This window comes from Brevibacterium sp. Lmc1 (genome assembly GCF_057654315.1).
The window spans coordinates 2,312,751-2,327,509 of sequence record NZ_CM172803.1; the positions used below are offsets into that span (position 1 = coordinate 2,312,751).

Below are 14,759 nucleotides of genomic sequence, written 5' to 3' on the forward strand. Positions count from 1 at the left end.
CAGCTTAGTTCGTCCTCACCTCTCATAGCGAACTCAAAGGCACGGTCAGAACTCATAGTTTGCTGGGATCTGCATTTTCAGGTGCTTCCAGGCCGCCGTGGTGGCCACACGTCCACGTGGGGTGCGACTGATCAGGCCCTCTCGGACGAGGTAGGGCTCGGACACGGTTTCGACTGTATCCGCTTCTTCGCCGACGGAGACGGCGAGGGTTCCCAATCCCACCGGGCCTCCGCCGAAGCGCTTGCACAGCACCTGCAGAACCGACCGGTCGAGGCGATCGAGACCGAGCTCGTCGACCTCGTAGACGCGCAGGGCATTGGTGGCGGCCTCCTCGTCGATGATTCCGCTCCCCCGCACCTGGGCCCAGTCGCGGACGCGGCGCAGCAGGCGATTCGCGATTCGCGGGGTTCCGCGGGAACGTGTGGAGATCTCTTCGAGCCCGGCGAGTTCGGCATCGATGCCGAGCATCCTGGCCGAACGCTTGAGAACCGTGAGCAGATCGGCGCTCGAATAGAAGTCGAGCAGGGCGGTGAAGCCGAAGCGGTCACGCAGCGGCGCGGGCAGCAGACCGGATCGGGTGGTCGCCCCGACGAGGGTGAATTGCGGGAGGTCGAGCGGGATGGCGGTGGCTCCTGGTCCTTTGCCGACGATGACGTCGACTCGGAAGTCCTCCATCGCCACGTACAGCATCTCCTCGGCGGCCCGGGCCATGCGGTGGATCTCGTCGATGAAGAGGACTTCACCTTCTTCGAGGGAGGACAGGATGGCTGCGAGGTCACCGGCGTGCTGGACGGCCGGGCCGGACGTCACTCGCAGGCTCGAGTTCATCTCGTGGGCGATGATCATCGCCAGCGTGGTCTTGCCGAGCCCGGGAGGACCGGAGAGCAGCACATGGTCGGGTGCCTTCTGTCTGGCCTTCGCCGCGTCGAGGACGAGGGAGAGCTGCTCACGCACCTGCGGCTGGCCGATGAAGTCGGCCAGGCCCTTCGGACGCAGCGCCGCCTCGGCATCGCGTTCGGCGGTCTCGGCACGACCGGAGACGAGTCTCTCCTGCTCGGCTCCGGTCAGGTCCTGATCACCGAAGTCCACCTCATAGGAGTCGGGGTCGAACGAGCCTGTCATCTCTTCGCACCCAGAACCTTCAGAGCGGCCTTGAGGACCGCGGAGGTGCCGGCATCAGCACCGGTCTCCTTGACGACGTCGGCGACGACCTCCTCAGCCTGCGCTTCCTTCCACCCGAGACCCACAAGAGCGTCGACGACCTGCTGGTTGCCGCCCCCGAAGGACAGAGTGGGTCCGGGAGAGGCAGCGGTGAGCTTCGGCAGTTTGTTCTCCAGCTCGAGGATGATGCGCGAGGCGCCCTTCTTCCCGATTCCGGGGACACGGGTGAGCGCGTTGGCATCCTGATTCGTGATCGCGGCGGCAAGTTCGTCAGGTCCCATCACCGAGAGGATCGCCATCGCCAGACGCGGACCGATTCCGGAGATGGACAGCAGCACTTCGAAGGTGTGGTTCTCGTCCTCGGTGCCGAAGCCGTAGAGCGTCATCGAGTCTTCGCGCACCACGAGGCTGGTGACCAGTTCGATCTCGGCGCCGTGCCGAGTCCCGGCCAGAGTGTCGGGGGTGACGTGGACCTTCCGGCCGACACCGTGGGTGAGAACGACGAGGTGGTCAGCTGCGATCCGATGCACCGTACCGCTGAGGAAACTGATCACGGACAGCCTTTCTTAGGGGAACACGTGTACGAATCCAGGTTAGCAGGCACCCGCTCCCCCATGCTCACTTGGCGCGCCGCATGGCCTCGGCCCACTGCTGCTGGGCCTTCGTCAGTCCGCTGCCCTGCCGTCCGCCGGCCTTGCGTTCGGTCAGATCCTTATTTGCCCCCGGCGTCGATTGGGCCGACAGCGCCCCGCGCCAGGAATGGCAGATCGCGATCGCGAGGGCGTCGGCGGCGTCGGCGGGCTTCGGCGGTGCGTCGAGTCCGAGGATCCGCGTCACCATCGAGGTGACCTGCTTCTTGTCCGCACGGCCCGAACCGGTGATCGCAGCTTTGACCTCGGATGGGGTGTGCATGGCCACGGGGAGCCCGCGTCGGGCAGCCAATCCCATGGTCAGTCCCGATGCCTGGGCGGTGCCCATGATCGTGGACACATCGTTGCGGGCGAAGACGCGCTCGATGGCCACGACATCGGGACGGTACGTGTCCAGCCAGCTGTCGAACGCCTCGGCGATGGCACCGAGACGGAGGTCGACGGAATCGGCCGAAGGAGTCCGCAGGACGTCGACGGCGACCATCTTCGCCTTCCGGGCGGGCAGTGTGTCGATGACACCGAGCCCGCACCGGGTCAGGCCGGGATCAACACCGAGGATGCGCATCAGGCATCGAGTTCGGCGAGGACCTCATCGCTGACATCGGCGTTCGAGTAGACGTTCTGCACCTCGTCGCTGTCTTCGAGCGCATCGATGAGGGAGAAGACCTTGCTTGCGGTCTCTGCGTCGAGGCTGACCTCGAGTTCGGGCACGAAAGAGGCCTCGGCCGAGTCGTAGTCGATTCCGGCGTCGACGAGGGCCGTACGCACGGCCACGAGGTCGGTGGCCTCGCAGATGATCTCGAACTTCTCGCCGACTTCCTTGACCTCTTCGGCTCCGGCGTCCATGGTCGCCAGCAGAATGGCCTCTTCGTCGGTCTCCTCAGCGCCCACGGTGATGACGCCCTTGCGGTTGAAGTTGTACGTCACCGAACCGGGATCGGCCATCGAACCGCCGTTGCGGGTCACGGCCACGCGCACCTCGGAGGCGGCGCGGTTGCGGTTGTCGGTGAGACATTCGATGAGCAGTGCCACACCGCCGGCGGCGTAGCCTTCGTACATGATCGTCTCGTAGTTGACTCCGGAGCCGTCGAGACCGCCGCCGCGCTTGACCGCACGGGTGATGTTGTCCGCGGGAACCGAGTTCTTCTTCGCCTTCTGGATCGCATCGAACAGCGTCGGGTTGCCGTCGGGGTCGGGTCCACCGTTGCGTGCGGCCACCTCGATGTTCTTGATCAGCTTGGCAAAGAGCTTGCCGCGCTTGGCATCGATGGCAGCCTTCTTGTGTTTAGTCGTTGCCCATTTGGAATGACCTGACACTGGTGTTCCTTCCTGTAGTTACAGCCTCTCAAGTCTATACGCTGACCGCGCCGACTCGTGCAGACTTCCCGTTCGCGATTCCGTGCGGACTCCCACCGGACCTCATCGCGGACCTGTTCCGGAGCGCGATCGTGCGCTCAGTCGATGACCAGCGGCACGTCGGGAACGGACCCGGCGGTGGCCAGGTCGATGAGGCCGAGGAGGTTCTTCGGATAGATCGTCTCCGTCGTGGCCAGGAGCTCCTCCCGGGTCCACCAGCGGAATTCGAGCAGACTGCGCTTCTCGATGTCCGTCCAGACCGCGTCTTCGAGCTCGATGTCCTCGCTGGTGCGGAACGCGAAGTAGGTTTCGACCTGGCGCAGCGACTTCTCCGTGAATTCGAAGACCTCGTCGCGCGTGGCCAAGGGACCGATGAGTTCGTGAGGTTCGCATTCGATTCCGGTCTCCTCCGCGAGTTCCCGAGCCGCCGTCTGCGCGGCCGACTCGCCGAGTTCGGAACCGCCTCCGCAGGTCATCCACCATTGGTGACTGGGGGTCAGCAGATCCTGGGCACGGATCAGGAGAACCTCGTCGCGCTCATTGAGTAATACGACCCGTGAGGCTTTACGAGGTTTCATGTTTCTCCAGTGGTCGGCGGCGAAGGGAGGCAAGTGTTTGCAGAATAATGACGCTGGGGGATTTCGGCAAGAGCGCGACAGCGGCCCAGAGAACGATATCGGCTCTGCGCGGTCCCGGCCAACTCGGCGCTCATGACGCGGAGTTGGCCGCTGCGGCCACAGCGGGATCAGCTGCCTCAGGACGATGTCGGCCATCCTGTGACTGTTCCCGATCTTCGCCGCCCAGACGGCGATCCCACCAGTCGAGGATGGCTTCGAAGCGCTGCCTGCGGTGGCGGGGCTGCCCGGCCCGGGAGAGCTCGTGGTTCTCCCCGGGGAAGATGAGCATCTCGGTGTCGACCCCGGCTCTCTGGAGGGCCGCATAGTACTGCTGTGCCTGCTCCAGCGGGCAGCGCAGATCGAGTTCCGAGTGCATCACCAAGGTCGGTGTGCCGACCTGTGGAGCGTGGGCCAGAGGTGATTGGGCCGCGATCGCCTCACTGCTGCGGCTCGTGTACTCCTCGGTGAAGAAGCGGCCGATGTCGGAGGTCCCGACGAAGCTGTCGGGGTCGAGGTAGCCGCGTTCGACGATGGCGGCGCGGAAGCGATGGTCCGCGGCGATCGTCATGGCTGTGAGATATCCCCCATACGATCCGCCCTGGATGCCCAGACGGCTGCGATCGAGCGAGGGATCGAGGTCGAGGGCATGGTCGAGGACGGCGAGCACATCGGCCATCGCCGGTGCCGCCATGTCACCTTGGACGGCGGTCCCCCAGCTGCGGGTGCGGCCGCCGGATCCGCGCGGGTTCGAGAACACGACGGCGTAACCAGCGGACGTGAGCACCTGGGTCTCGTCGAACCACGAATGCGTGTACTGGGCGAAGGGCCCGCCGTGGATGTTGAGGATGACGGGGAACGGCCCGTCGCCGTGCGGTTTGGCCAGCCAGCCGGTGATCGTCCCCGAAACGCCGGGCACCCGCAGCACCTGGGGAAGGACGGAGTTCGCCGGCGCCGGATGCTCCTTGACGATGGCAGAGGACCCCCTCGCCGAGGCGGCCCCGGACTCCGTGGGTCCGCCGAGGGCGATGCGGCCGAGCACGGCCGGAGAGTGCGGGGTCGATCCGGTGAAGACGAGCGTCCCGCCGTCGGCGTCGAAGCCGTTGACGACGGTGGTGTCGTCGGTGAGGAACTCGAGGTCATCCACGCCGATCTCTGCGGCGTCGAGGCCGATGCGAACGATCCGGGTGGCCCCGTCCGTGTCGACGGCGGCGATGACCGCTCCCCCGTGGATCTGCAGCGGGATCGGTGCCAGCGCCACGGTCTCCGGGTCGGTCAGCCGCCTCGTGGAGCCGGTCGATACGGTGTGGATGAAGAGCCCGGGCATCTGGCCGACGAAGTCGAGTTCGTCACGGGTCAGCGCATTGCCGATCAGCACAACGGTGTCTTCGTCGAGCCACCGGTGCAGACCGACGTCCATGGACGGCAGCTCGAGTGGTGTCGGCGCCTCTCCCCCGAGCAGCCAGACCGTCGAGCGCAGATCGGGCTGCCCCTGGTCGGGGTGAAGCGCGGAGACCACGGACGCTCGCGTGCCGTCCGGGGAGAACTGCGGATCGTGGACGTCGCTGTCCGGGGTCGTCAGCAGAGTCGACAGCGGAACTTCGGAGGCCCCGCGCAGACCCACGGTGCCGAGACCGGGTTCGGCGAGGTCGACGAGGAAGGCGCGGGCCGGACGGTCGTTCGTATAGCCGAGGCCGTTGGCCAGGTAGGAGGCCGTGGTGATCCGGCGTGGAGCTTCTTCGGCCGCCGGAATGGCATCGTCGAGCCCGTAGCGTCCGGGTTCGGCGACGCGGGCGACGTAGAGGGCCCTGGAACGGGTGTCGTCGAGGGCGAATTCGGACACGCCGAGGTGGTTGTCCGTGATCTGGTGTGCCGTCTCCAGGCTGTCGCCGACGAAGAGCTGCGGGGCGGCTTTCTTCTCCGCGCTCAGATAACCGGACCAATTCAGGCCGCACTCTGGATTCGAGTCCGACCATGAGTGAGTCAGCCGTCTGGAGTTGTCGTCGCTCAAGGAGAACAGCTGGGAGAGGTAGCTGTTGGACTCGAGGTCGGGTCGCCGGATCGTGATGACGGCGTCGTCGCCGCGCAGCACGGGTGAGGAGTACTCGGCAAGAGTGCCGAGGTCTTCAGGATTCATCTGTTCCATTCCTTTTTGAGCCGTGCCTGCACATCGGCGTGCACTTGCGGCAGGGCTTTGGTCTGGGCGATCACGGGCAGGAAGTTCGCGTCTCCGCCCCAGCGTGGGACGACGTGCTGGTGCAGGTGGGCGGCGATGCCTGCGCCGGCCACGGGTCCTTGGTTCATGCCCAGGTTGAATCCATGAGGACCGGATACCGCCCGGATGACGCGCATCGCCTTCTGCGTGAACTCGGCGAGTTCGACGGTCTCCTCTTGGGTCAGATCCGTGTAGTCGGCCACGTGACGATAGGGGCAGATGAGCAGGTGGCCCGGGTTGTACGGGTAGAGGTTGAGCACCGCGTACACGTGCTGGCCGCGGGCGACGATGAGTCCGTCCTCGTCGGTCTTCGACGGCGCAGTGCAGAACGGGCACTCCTCGGCGCGGTCGTCCTTCGGTTTGTCCTGTCCGTCGATGTAGACCATCCGGTGCGGGGTCCACAGACGCTGGAATCCGTCGGGTTCCCCGGGGAACCCGGCGGCAGCCTCGGGGTAGGGAATCCCTTCGCCGAGGCGGCCGTCCGAGTTCTCTGCTGCGGTTCGGCTGTCGTCGCCTCCGCTCATACCTGGGCCTTGGTCTCTATCGCGTCGAGGATCCGTCGCACCGCCTCGGCGACGGGGACGCCGTTCTCCTGTTCGCCGTTGCGGAAGCGGAAGGACACGGCACCGGCGTCGCGGTCCTCTCCGCCGGCGATGAGGGTGAAGGGCACCTTCGACTTCGAGGCGTTGCGGATCTTCTTCGGGAATCGGTCGTCGCTGTCGTCGATCTCGACGCGGACCCCGGACCTGCGCAGCTGGTCGGCCACCTCGGCGAGGTAGTCGTTGAACTCATCGGCCACGGGGATGCAGGTCACCTGCACGGGCGCCAGCCACACGGGGAAGGCACCGGCATAGTGCTCGGTGAGCACGCCGAGGAAGCGTTCGATGGAACCGAACTTCGCCGAATGGATCATCACCGGCTGTCTGCGGGAGCCGTCGGCGGCGACGTATTCGAGTCCGAAGCGCTCGGGCTGGTTGAAGTCGAGCTGGACGGTCGACATCTGCCAGGTGCGGCCGATGGCGTCGCGGGCCTGGACGGAGATCTTCGGGCCGTAGAAGGCCGCGCCGCCCGGGTCGGGGACGAGTTCGAGTCCGGTCTCCTGAGCGACCTCCTCGAGCACGCTGGTAGCTTCGGCCCACTGTTCGTCGGAGCCGATGAACTTGTCGGCCTTCTTTCCGTCCTCGTCGCGGGTGGACAGTTCGAGGTAGAAGTCGTCGAGGCCGAAGTCGCGCAGCAGGCTGAGCACGAAGTTCAGCAGGTGGCGGATCTCCTTGCCCGCGTCTTCCTGTGCCACATAGGAGTGGGAGTCATCCTGGGTCAGCGCGCGGACCCGCGTGAGGCCATGGATGACTCCGGAGGCCTCGTCACGGTAGACGGTGCCGAACTCGAACAGCCGCAGCGGCAGGTCGCGATAGGAGCGGCCTCTGGAGCGGTAGATGAGGTTGTGCATGGGGCAGTTCATGGCCTTGAGCCGGTAGGGAGTGCCCTCCTTGACGACTTCCCCGGACTCGTCGCGGACCTCGTCGACGGACATCGCCGGGAACATGTTCTCCCCGTAGTAGGGCAGGTGTCCGGAGGTGTAGTACAGCGTCTCTTTCGAGATGTGCGGGGTCCCGACGTATTCGAAGCCCTCGTCGATATGACGGGCGCGGACGTAGTCCTCCATCTCGCGTTTGATGACCCCGCCCTTGGGGTGGAAGACGGGCAGGCCGGAGCCGAGCTCTTCGGGGAACGAGAACAGGTCCATCTCGGCACCGAGCTTGCGATGGTCGCGACGCTCGGCTTCGGCGATGCGGTCTTGGTAGGCCTTGAGGTCGTCCTTCGACGCCCAGGCGGTTCCGTAGACGCGCTGCAGGCTCGCATTCGCCTGGTCGCCGCGCCAATAGGCCGCCGAGGATCGGGTGATGGCGAAGCCGTTGCCGATGAGCTTGGTGTTGGGCAGGTGGGGGCCGCGGCAGAGGTCCTGCCAGACGACCTCGCCCTTGCGGTCGACGTTCTCGTAGACGGTGAGTTCACCGGCGCCGACCTCGACAGAGGTCTCCTCGTCGCCGCCCTTGCCCTTGTCGTTGATGAGTTCGAGCTTGTACGGTTCGTCGGCCATCCGCTCGCGGGCTTCCTCTTCGGAGACGACGACGCGGTTGAAGGTCTGACCGGACTTGACGATCTGGGCGGCCTTCTTCTGAATCGCCTTGAGGTCCTCAGGGGTGAAGGGTTCGGCAGCGTCGAAATCGAAGTAGTAGCCGTCGGTGATGTAGGGCCCGATGCCGAGCTTGGTTCCGGGGAAGAGCTCCTGGACGGCCTGAGCGGTGACGTGACCGGTGGAGTGGCGCAGGATGTCGAGTCCGGCGTCGGAGTCGATGGTGATCGGAGCGATCCGGTCTCCTGACTGCAGCTCGCGGCTGAGGTCGGCGGGTTCGCCGTTCAGCCACATGGCGACGACTGTGCGGTCGGTGGAGAAGATCTCCGTTCCGGTCAGACCCTCTTTCCAGGGAATGCTTTCGCCCGCGCAGTCGATGCTGTCTGCCACTGATCTTCTCCGTTCGTCATGTGTTCATTCGACCGGCCCTTTCGGTGAGCTGGTCACCCTCAGATTCTAGTACCAATTCGCTTGTGACAAATCAGTTGGGTGGCAGTCGAATGACTGCCACCCACACTGAGTCTGCCGAAGCCTGCACCCGAGGCGTCAGGGCCGAAAGGGCCTTGTCACCTCGGGGAACAGGGTGTCACTGCTTGTAGAACTCGAAGTCAGTGCCCTTGCCGAGGTCGTCGATGAGTTCGAGCTTGAGGTGCATGCCATCGATTTCGGCCTTGGGGACGGCGTAGGCGAATTCATAGGTCGTTTCGCCGCCGGCAGGAACCGGATCGGTGAAGGCCAGAGAACCCTTGTAGTTTCCGCCGTCGAAGACGTCGTCATATTCCGTGCTGCCGCCGTTGTTGGCAGTCAGGTTCGTGAGAGTCATCTCGACATCGGAGCTCGAGTTGTTCTTCACGGTCATCGTCACGATGGCGATCTCACCGTTGGTCGATTCGGCTCCGGAGGCGGACGACGATGCGGTGCCCTCGCGGACACTGATCTGGGCAGTGACGTCGGTGCCGATCTCGACCTCGCCGGCCTGAGCAGGTGCGCCGGCTCCGCCGTCGGAGCTGCCGGAGCCCTGGCTCGGGTCCTGGCCCGCACCCTGGCTCGGGTCGGCGGGGGCCGATGAGCTGGCAGCTTCGTCGATGGCCTTGCCGAGCATGCCGATGCCGAGGATGGTGAAGATGACGACGGCGATCGAGATGACGACCGACACAATGCCGAGGATGATGCCGGTGATGTTGAGGCCCTTGTTGCTGGCCAGGCCCTTCTTGACCGCGGAGAGTCCGACGAAGCCGAAGATCACCGCTGCGATGCCGAAGAGAGCGCCGCCGCCGAAGACGAACGCGCCGAGGACGCCGACGATGCCGCCGATGAGGGCGAGGATGCCCCAGATGTTCTTCGAGGTGTTGCCGCCCGACCCGGATGGGTACTGGCCGTAGCCGGAGTTGGGATTGGCCGGGATGAACTGATCGGAGGATCCGTCGGCACCGGCGTAGGCCGGCTGCTGACCGTACTGGTTGGCGTCGTATCCCTGCGCGTTGGTGTCGTAGGGGTTCTGCCCGTACTGGTTGTCCCCGTACTGGTTCTGGTCAGGCTGGCCCTGACCGTACTGGTTCTGATTGTTCGGGTCCTGGCCGTACTGGTTCTGGCCGTACTGATTCTGATCGTTCGACGCACCGTAGTTCGGCTGGGAGCCGTACTGGGGAGCCTGCTGTCCGTACTGCTGCGAGCCGTCGTTGCCGCCCTGACCGTAGTTCGGCTGCGAACCATTGGGCTGGTCGCCCGACGATCCGTACTGCTGACCGGGCTGCCCCGAACCGTACTGACCGGGCTGCTGACCGGCATTCTGATCGTTGCCGTAGTTGGGGGCATTCGGCGGCTGGTTGTTCGGGTTCTGCCCGTTGGGGTTGTTGGGCGAACCGTCACCCGAACCGTACGGGTTCTGAGGAGTAGACATAGGTGCTCCGAGTCATCGTCGTTTAGTACAACACCTAGCGTACTAGCAAACCCCTTTGATACCGCATGCTGACCGCGTTTCAGTCCTGGAACACGGTGAACTAAACGTACACAATCCAGTTTCGCGGGTTCAGCCCAGCTTAGAGTGAACAGCCCTGTTTCAAACATGGGCTATTCACCCAAAAGTGAGCTATTGCGAAAGAAGCTCAAGCGTGAATGCACGAAGCCCCGAGTGGATCACTCGGGGCTTCTTCTGTGCGCGATACTGGGATCGAACCAGTGACCTCTTCCGTGTCAGGGAAGCGCGCTACCGCTGCGCCAATCGCGCTCTATTCATTTGTTGCACCGGAACCCGAGGGTCCCTGTGCGCGATACTGGGATCGAACCAGTGACCTCTTCCGTGTGAAGGAAGCGCGCTACCGCTGCGCCAATCGCGCTGGTCAACCGACATTCCTGCCAGTCATCCGAGGTGGCGACGGGATTCGAACCCGTGTATACGGCTTTGCAGGCCGCTGCCTCGCCTCTCGGCCACGCCACCGCCAAGGCAGTGCCATGACGCCTCCGAGCGGATGACGGGACTCGAACCCGCGACCCTCACCTTGGCAAGGTGATGCTCTACCAACTGAGCCACATCCGCATTTCTCGCTGCCCGGTTTCCCTGGCAACGAGATATAACTCTATACGCAGGTGGCGGCTTACGCAAAATCAGAATCGGGTGATCGTGGTCACACGCATCGATCAAGCTTTCAGGGTCACCATCTTATAGTGGTTGGGTGAATGCAGAGAGCCCGCAGACCCGCCCGAAAGGCTGGTTGTCACGCCACCACCGGCAAGGTCCCCGACCGTGGCGGAAACTGCGTTTGGGGTTCCTCCGCTGGCGGCGCACAGTGTTGGCCAACCCGCACACTGCACGCCTCTATCGCACCGTCGTCGGCGGCCTCGGCACACTCATCGTGCTCATCGGCCTCGTTCTCGTTCCGCTGCCCGGCCCCGGTTGGCTCATCGTCATCATCGGCCTGTTCATCATCTCCAGCGAGTTCCACTGGGCTCGGCGGCTTCTGCACTTCGTGCGCGTGAACGTCGAACGCTGGACGCGCTGGATCATGGCTCAGCGGCTGTGGGTGCGGTGGACCATCGGGGCCGTGACGGCCGCCTTCGTGGCTGTCATCGTGTGGCTCACCCTGAAACTCACCGGCCTGCCCGATTGGGTCCCGGACCTGCGTCTCTTCGACGTGATCGGCCTGCACTGAGAGACGACCGACGCCCGCCCCACCTTCATCAGAGGTGCGACGGGCGTCGATGGTTTCTCGGCTCAGGACGACAGAGCGGTCAGTCGCGAGAGGCAGCGCATGTACTTCTTCTTGTACCCGCCGGCCAACGATTCTTCAGTGAATACCTTGTCGAGAGCGGCACCGGAGTTGATGATGTGCACATTGCGATCGTAGAGCCGGTCGACGAGCGCCACGAAGCGCAGAGCCACGCTCTCGTTGTCGATCGTGCGCACGTTCTCCCACACAGCCGCGTCGATTCCGTCGACCATCCGCCCGTAACGTGAAGGGTGAACGGTGGACAGGTGGCTGAGCAGCGCGGAGAAGTCATCGCGAGCCACAACTCCGTCAAGCTGGCTCGCGGCCGAATCGAGTTCGGATTCCGGCAGCGGGTCCGCTGGAGCTGTCAGCTCACGGGCACGGTAGTCCTTGCCGTCGATGCGATAGACCTCGAACTGATCGGCCAGCGCCTGAATCTCGCGCAGGAAGTCCTGAGCGGCGAAGCGCCCCTCCCCCAGAGACCCGGGCAGAGTGTTCGATGTCGCAATGATCTTCACTCCGGCGTCGGTGAGTTCACGCATCAGCCGGGACATGAGCACGGTGTCGCCGGGATCGTCGAGTTCGAATTCGTCGACGCAGACGAGCTTCATCTTCGACAGGTCGTCGCGAGCCCGGGCGAAGCCCAAGGCCCCGACGAGGTTCGTGTATTCGACGAAGGTGCCGAAGGTCGCCGGCTTCTCGTTGGCATGCCAGGCCGAAGCCAACAGGTGAGTCTTGCCGACACCGTAGCCGCCGTCGAGGTAGACGCCCTTGGCACCAGAGCTTCCCTTCGAGAACAGCTTGCCGAAGAATCCCTTGTCGGTCGAGCGCTGGGTGAATTCCCGCAGCTTGTTCCGTGCCTCTTCCTGCGAGGGCTCCGCGGGGTCGGTGCGGTAGCTGTCGAAGGACACGTCCTCGAACTGAGGCGGCGGCACGAGACCTGCGATGAGCTCTTCGGGGGCAACCTGTGGGGATCGGTCGCTCAGTGCGACCAGAGTCTGCTCGGCATTCACTCGGCCTAGTCTAAGGCAGGCTCGAGTGCCCGGTTCAACTCGGGCCCACTAGGGTGGTGCCCGTCACAGGCAACGCATCCGCGGCGCTTCCGCCGTCCGTCCACCGCCCCGCCGGCGAGCTGTTCGCATCACCAGCGGCGACCGACCCGGCAGATCAGTTGTTGAAGTCGAAGCCGAGGCGGCCGAGCTGTTTGGGATCGCGCTGCCAGTCCTTGGCCACCTTGACGTGCAGGTCGAGGTAGACCTTCGTGCCGAGGAGCCGCTCGATGCCCTGCCGGGATTCCGACCCGATGGTCTTCAGCCGGCTGCCGCCCTTGCCGATGATGATGGCCTTCTGGCTGGGACGTTCGACATAGAGGTTGACGTGGACGTTCCACAGCGGATTGTCCTCGCGGCGCCCTTCCCGCGGGTACATCTCCTCGACCTGCACAGCCAGGGAATGGGGCAGTTCGTCACGCACTCCCTCGAGGGCCGCTTCGCGCACAAGCTCGGCGATCATCTTCTCTTCCGGCTCGTCCGTGAGGTCGCCGTCGGGGTAGAGCGGAGGAGATTTCGGCAGATGCGCCGCGAGCACCGAATCGACGGTGTCGACCTGGAAGTCCTCGACTGCGGAGACCGGGACGACATCGGCGAAGTCGGCGAGCTCGCCGACGGCCAGCAGCGCCTCGGCGATCTTGTCCTTGGGCACCCGGTCGACCTTCGTCACGAGCGCGACGATCGGGGTCCGTCCGTCCAGCAGCGCCAGCTGGGAGGCGATATAGCGGTCGCCGGGACCGATCGGCTCATCGGCGGGCAGGCAGAAGCCGATGACGTCGACCTCACCCAGCGTGGATGCCACCAGATCGTTGAGTCGGGAACCGAGCAGGGTGCGCGGTTTGTGCAGTCCGGGGGTATCGATGAGGATGAGCTGATGGTCGTCCTTGTGGACGATTCCGCGGATCGTATGCCGGGTCGTCTGAGGTTTGGCCGAGGTGATCGCGACCTTCTCCCCCACCAGGGCGTTCGTCAGGGTTGATTTGCCCGTATTCGGGCGACCCACGAAGCAGGCGAAGCCGGCCCGATAGTCATCAGGGTAGTCCGTGCGAAATTCCATCTCAGTCCTCTTCCTTCGTCCCCGAACCTTCGGCTGCGGCGGTGCGCTGTGCGTGTCTGCTGTTCTCGTGGGTGCGGGTGACCCGCACGTGCGTGATTCGGTGGCGTCGGCCCTGGCCCTCCATGGCTTCGATCTCGAGGCCCTCGATCGACGCATGCGAGCCGTCGATGGGCACGCGGTCGATGAGCTTCGAGAGCAGTCCGCCGACGCTGTTGACATCGTCTTCGTCGATGCGCACATCGAAGTATTCGGCGAAGTCGGAGATCGACATGCGGGTGCTGATGATGAACGATCCGTCTTCGGCGGCGACGAGTTCGTCATCGCCGTTGTCGTATTCGTCTTCGATCTCGCCGACGATCTCTTCGACGATGTCCTCGATGGTCACCAACCCTGCGGTGCCGCCGTATTCGTCGATGAGGATCGCCAGATGCGTCGAATCCAGCTGCATCTGCCGCAGCAGGTCATCTGCCGGCTTCGTCTCCGGGACGAACAGGACGGTGCGGGCCAGGTTGCCCACGGGACGGTCGGCCTCCTCGGGGTGGAGATGGAGGCGGCGGGCGACGTCCTTGAGGTAGGCGACTCCGCGGACGTCGTCGAGGTCCTCCCCGCAGACGGGGATGCGGGAGAAGCCGGAGCGGAAGAACAGGTTCATCGCCTTCTGCAGGCTCACGTCCGCATCAACGGTGATGAGGTCGGTGCGCGGCACCATGACCTCGTTCGCCGAGGTGTCGGAGAGGTTGAACACCGACTGGATCATCTCGCGTTCGCCGTCTTCGATGATGTCGGATTCGCTCGCCCGCTCGACCAGGTCGCGCAGCTGTTCTGAGGTCACGAACGGACCGTCCTTGTACACCTGGTCCGGTGTGAGCAGATTGCCGAGCACGACGAGTATGCGGGTGAGCGGTTTGAGCGCGACGAGGACGATGCGCACGACCCAGCTGAGGTTGAGGCTGACTGCCAGCGACCGGCGCTTGCCGATCGTACGTGGGGAGACTCCGGCGATGATGAAGACCGCCACCGAGGCGGTGATCACCGTGAGGAAGACCATGAGCGGTCCCACGGAGTAGTAGGAATCGTAGGCCAGGGCAATGAACACCGTGGCGAGTGCTTCGAGGAAGTTGCGGACGAAGATGATGACGTTGATGTTCGTCGGCAGGTCCGCGAGGATCCTCTCGACACGCACCGCTGAGCGCTTGCCGTCCTCCTTCGCCTCTTCGACCGCATGGTGGGAGACGTTGAGCAGCGCGGCATCCACGGCGGAGAGGGTGGCTGCGATGATGAGGCACAGTGCCGCCCCGAGGAAGAACATGAACA

At 64.6% G+C, this 14,759-nt stretch carries 13 protein-coding genes and 4 tRNA genes; 1 reads left to right on the plus strand and 16 read right to left on the minus strand.

The features are described from left to right. Positions 1-45: 45 nt before the first annotated feature. The 13 genes from ruvB to AC239G_RS10455 form a co-directional block, all read right to left on the minus strand. Positions 46-1,122: a Holliday junction branch migration DNA helicase RuvB gene (gene ruvB, locus AC239G_RS10395; RefSeq protein ID WP_139467353.1), complete on the minus strand. Its 1,077-nt coding sequence runs from the start codon at positions 1,120-1,122 to the stop codon at positions 46-48. Next, positions 1,119-1,715: a Holliday junction branch migration protein RuvA gene (gene ruvA, locus AC239G_RS10400; RefSeq protein WP_487488791.1), complete on the minus strand. Its 597-nt coding sequence runs from the start codon at positions 1,713-1,715 to the stop codon at positions 1,119-1,121. Before ruvA ends, ruvB begins: the two co-directional genes overlap by 4 nt. A 64-nt stretch (positions 1,716-1,779) precedes the next feature. Continuing rightward, complete coding sequence (gene ruvC, locus AC239G_RS10405; RefSeq protein WP_139908129.1) at positions 1,780-2,376, minus strand: crossover junction endodeoxyribonuclease RuvC; 597 nt, start codon at positions 2,374-2,376, stop codon at positions 1,780-1,782. After that, positions 2,376-3,128 (minus strand): YebC/PmpR family DNA-binding transcriptional regulator, encoded by a 753-nt coding sequence (locus AC239G_RS10410; protein WP_139467356.1) that lies wholly within the window; start codon positions 3,126-3,128, stop codon positions 2,376-2,378. Before AC239G_RS10410 ends, ruvC begins: the two co-directional genes overlap by 1 nt. 137 nt (positions 3,129-3,265) lie before the next feature. Next, on the minus strand, positions 3,266-3,745 hold the full coding sequence (locus AC239G_RS10415) for an NUDIX hydrolase (RefSeq protein WP_062242804.1): 480 nt from the start codon (positions 3,743-3,745) through the stop codon (positions 3,266-3,268). Between the two features lie 130 nt (positions 3,746-3,875). Beyond that, a complete protein-coding gene (locus AC239G_RS10420) occupies positions 3,876-5,918 on the minus strand; it encodes an alpha/beta hydrolase family protein (RefSeq protein WP_487488792.1) in 2,043 nt (680 codons plus the stop codon). Next, positions 5,915-6,520, minus strand: a complete 606-nt coding sequence (locus AC239G_RS10425) for an HIT family protein (RefSeq protein WP_139467358.1) — start codon at positions 6,518-6,520, stop codon at positions 5,915-5,917. The genes AC239G_RS10420 and AC239G_RS10425 overlap by 4 nt, the downstream gene beginning before the upstream one ends. Next, positions 6,517-8,523 (minus strand): threonine--tRNA ligase, encoded by a 2,007-nt coding sequence (gene thrS, locus AC239G_RS10430; RefSeq protein ID WP_139467359.1) that lies wholly within the window; start codon positions 8,521-8,523, stop codon positions 6,517-6,519. Before thrS ends, AC239G_RS10425 begins: the two co-directional genes overlap by 4 nt. Positions 8,524-8,719: 196 nt before the next feature. After that, positions 8,720-10,033: a DUF4352 domain-containing protein gene (locus AC239G_RS10435; RefSeq protein WP_487488793.1), complete on the minus strand. Its 1,314-nt coding sequence runs from the start codon at positions 10,031-10,033 to the stop codon at positions 8,720-8,722. A gap of 255 nt (positions 10,034-10,288) precedes the next feature. Then, a tRNA-Val gene (locus tag AC239G_RS10440) sits at positions 10,289-10,360 on the minus strand. A 37-nt stretch (positions 10,361-10,397) separates the two neighbouring features. Next, a tRNA-Val gene (locus tag AC239G_RS10445) sits at positions 10,398-10,469 on the minus strand. A 30-nt stretch (positions 10,470-10,499) separates the two neighbouring features. Further along, positions 10,500-10,570: transfer RNA gene (locus AC239G_RS10450), tRNA-Cys, on the minus strand. A 26-nt stretch (positions 10,571-10,596) separates the two neighbouring features. Further along, a tRNA-Gly gene (locus AC239G_RS10455) sits at positions 10,597-10,669 on the minus strand. A gap of 136 nt (positions 10,670-10,805) precedes the next feature. Here AC239G_RS10455 and AC239G_RS10460 point away from each other — a divergent pair. Further along, complete coding sequence (locus AC239G_RS10460) at positions 10,806-11,282, plus strand: TIGR02611 family protein (RefSeq protein ID WP_248283850.1); 477 nt, start codon at positions 10,806-10,808, stop codon at positions 11,280-11,282. Positions 11,283-11,344: 62 nt separating this feature from the next. Here the strand turns inward: AC239G_RS10460 and zapE are convergent, their stop codons facing one another. The 3 genes from zapE to AC239G_RS10475 all read right to left on the minus strand — a co-directional run bounded on the left by zapE (position 11,345) and on the right by AC239G_RS10475 (position 14,754). Next, on the minus strand, positions 11,345-12,352 hold the full coding sequence (gene zapE, locus AC239G_RS10465; protein ID WP_181270557.1) for a cell division protein ZapE: 1,008 nt from the start codon (positions 12,350-12,352) through the stop codon (positions 11,345-11,347). Positions 12,353-12,506: 154 nt separating this feature from the next. Further along, positions 12,507-13,445, minus strand: coding sequence for a GTPase Era (era, locus tag AC239G_RS10470; protein WP_139467362.1), 939 nt, complete (start codon positions 13,443-13,445; stop codon positions 12,507-12,509). 1 nt (position 13,446) lies between these two features. Further along, on the minus strand, positions 13,447-14,754 hold the full coding sequence (locus AC239G_RS10475) for a hemolysin family protein (protein WP_248283853.1): 1,308 nt from the start codon (positions 14,752-14,754) through the stop codon (positions 13,447-13,449). Positions 14,755-14,759: the final 5 nt, after the last annotated feature.

Bases quoted from the DNA above. Each gene is read 5' to 3' on its own strand.
- ruvB (WP_139467353.1), bottom strand. From the start codon at position 1,122: ATGACAGGCTCGTTCGACCCCGACTCCTATGAGGTGGACTTCGGTGAT.
- ruvC (WP_139908129.1), bottom strand. From the start codon at position 2,376: ATGCGCATCCTCGGTGTTGATCCCGGCCTGACCCGGTGCGGGCTCGGT.
- AC239G_RS10415 (WP_062242804.1), bottom strand. From the start codon at position 3,745: ATGAAACCTCGTAAAGCCTCACGGGTCGTATTACTCAATGAGCGCGAC.
- AC239G_RS10420 (WP_487488792.1), bottom strand. From the start codon at position 5,918: ATGAATCCTGAAGACCTCGGCACTCTTGCCGAGTACTCCTCACCCGTG.
- AC239G_RS10425 (WP_139467358.1), bottom strand. From the start codon at position 6,520: ATGAGCGGAGGCGACGACAGCCGAACCGCAGCAGAGAACTCGGACGGC.
- AC239G_RS10435 (WP_487488793.1), bottom strand. From the start codon at position 10,033: ATGTCTACTCCTCAGAACCCGTACGGTTCGGGTGACGGTTCGCCCAAC.
- era (WP_139467362.1), bottom strand. From the start codon at position 13,445: ATGGAATTTCGCACGGACTACCCTGATGACTATCGGGCCGGCTTCGCC.
- AC239G_RS10475 (WP_248283853.1), bottom strand. From the start codon at position 14,754: ATGTTCTTCCTCGGGGCGGCACTGTGCCTCATCATCGCAGCCACCCTC.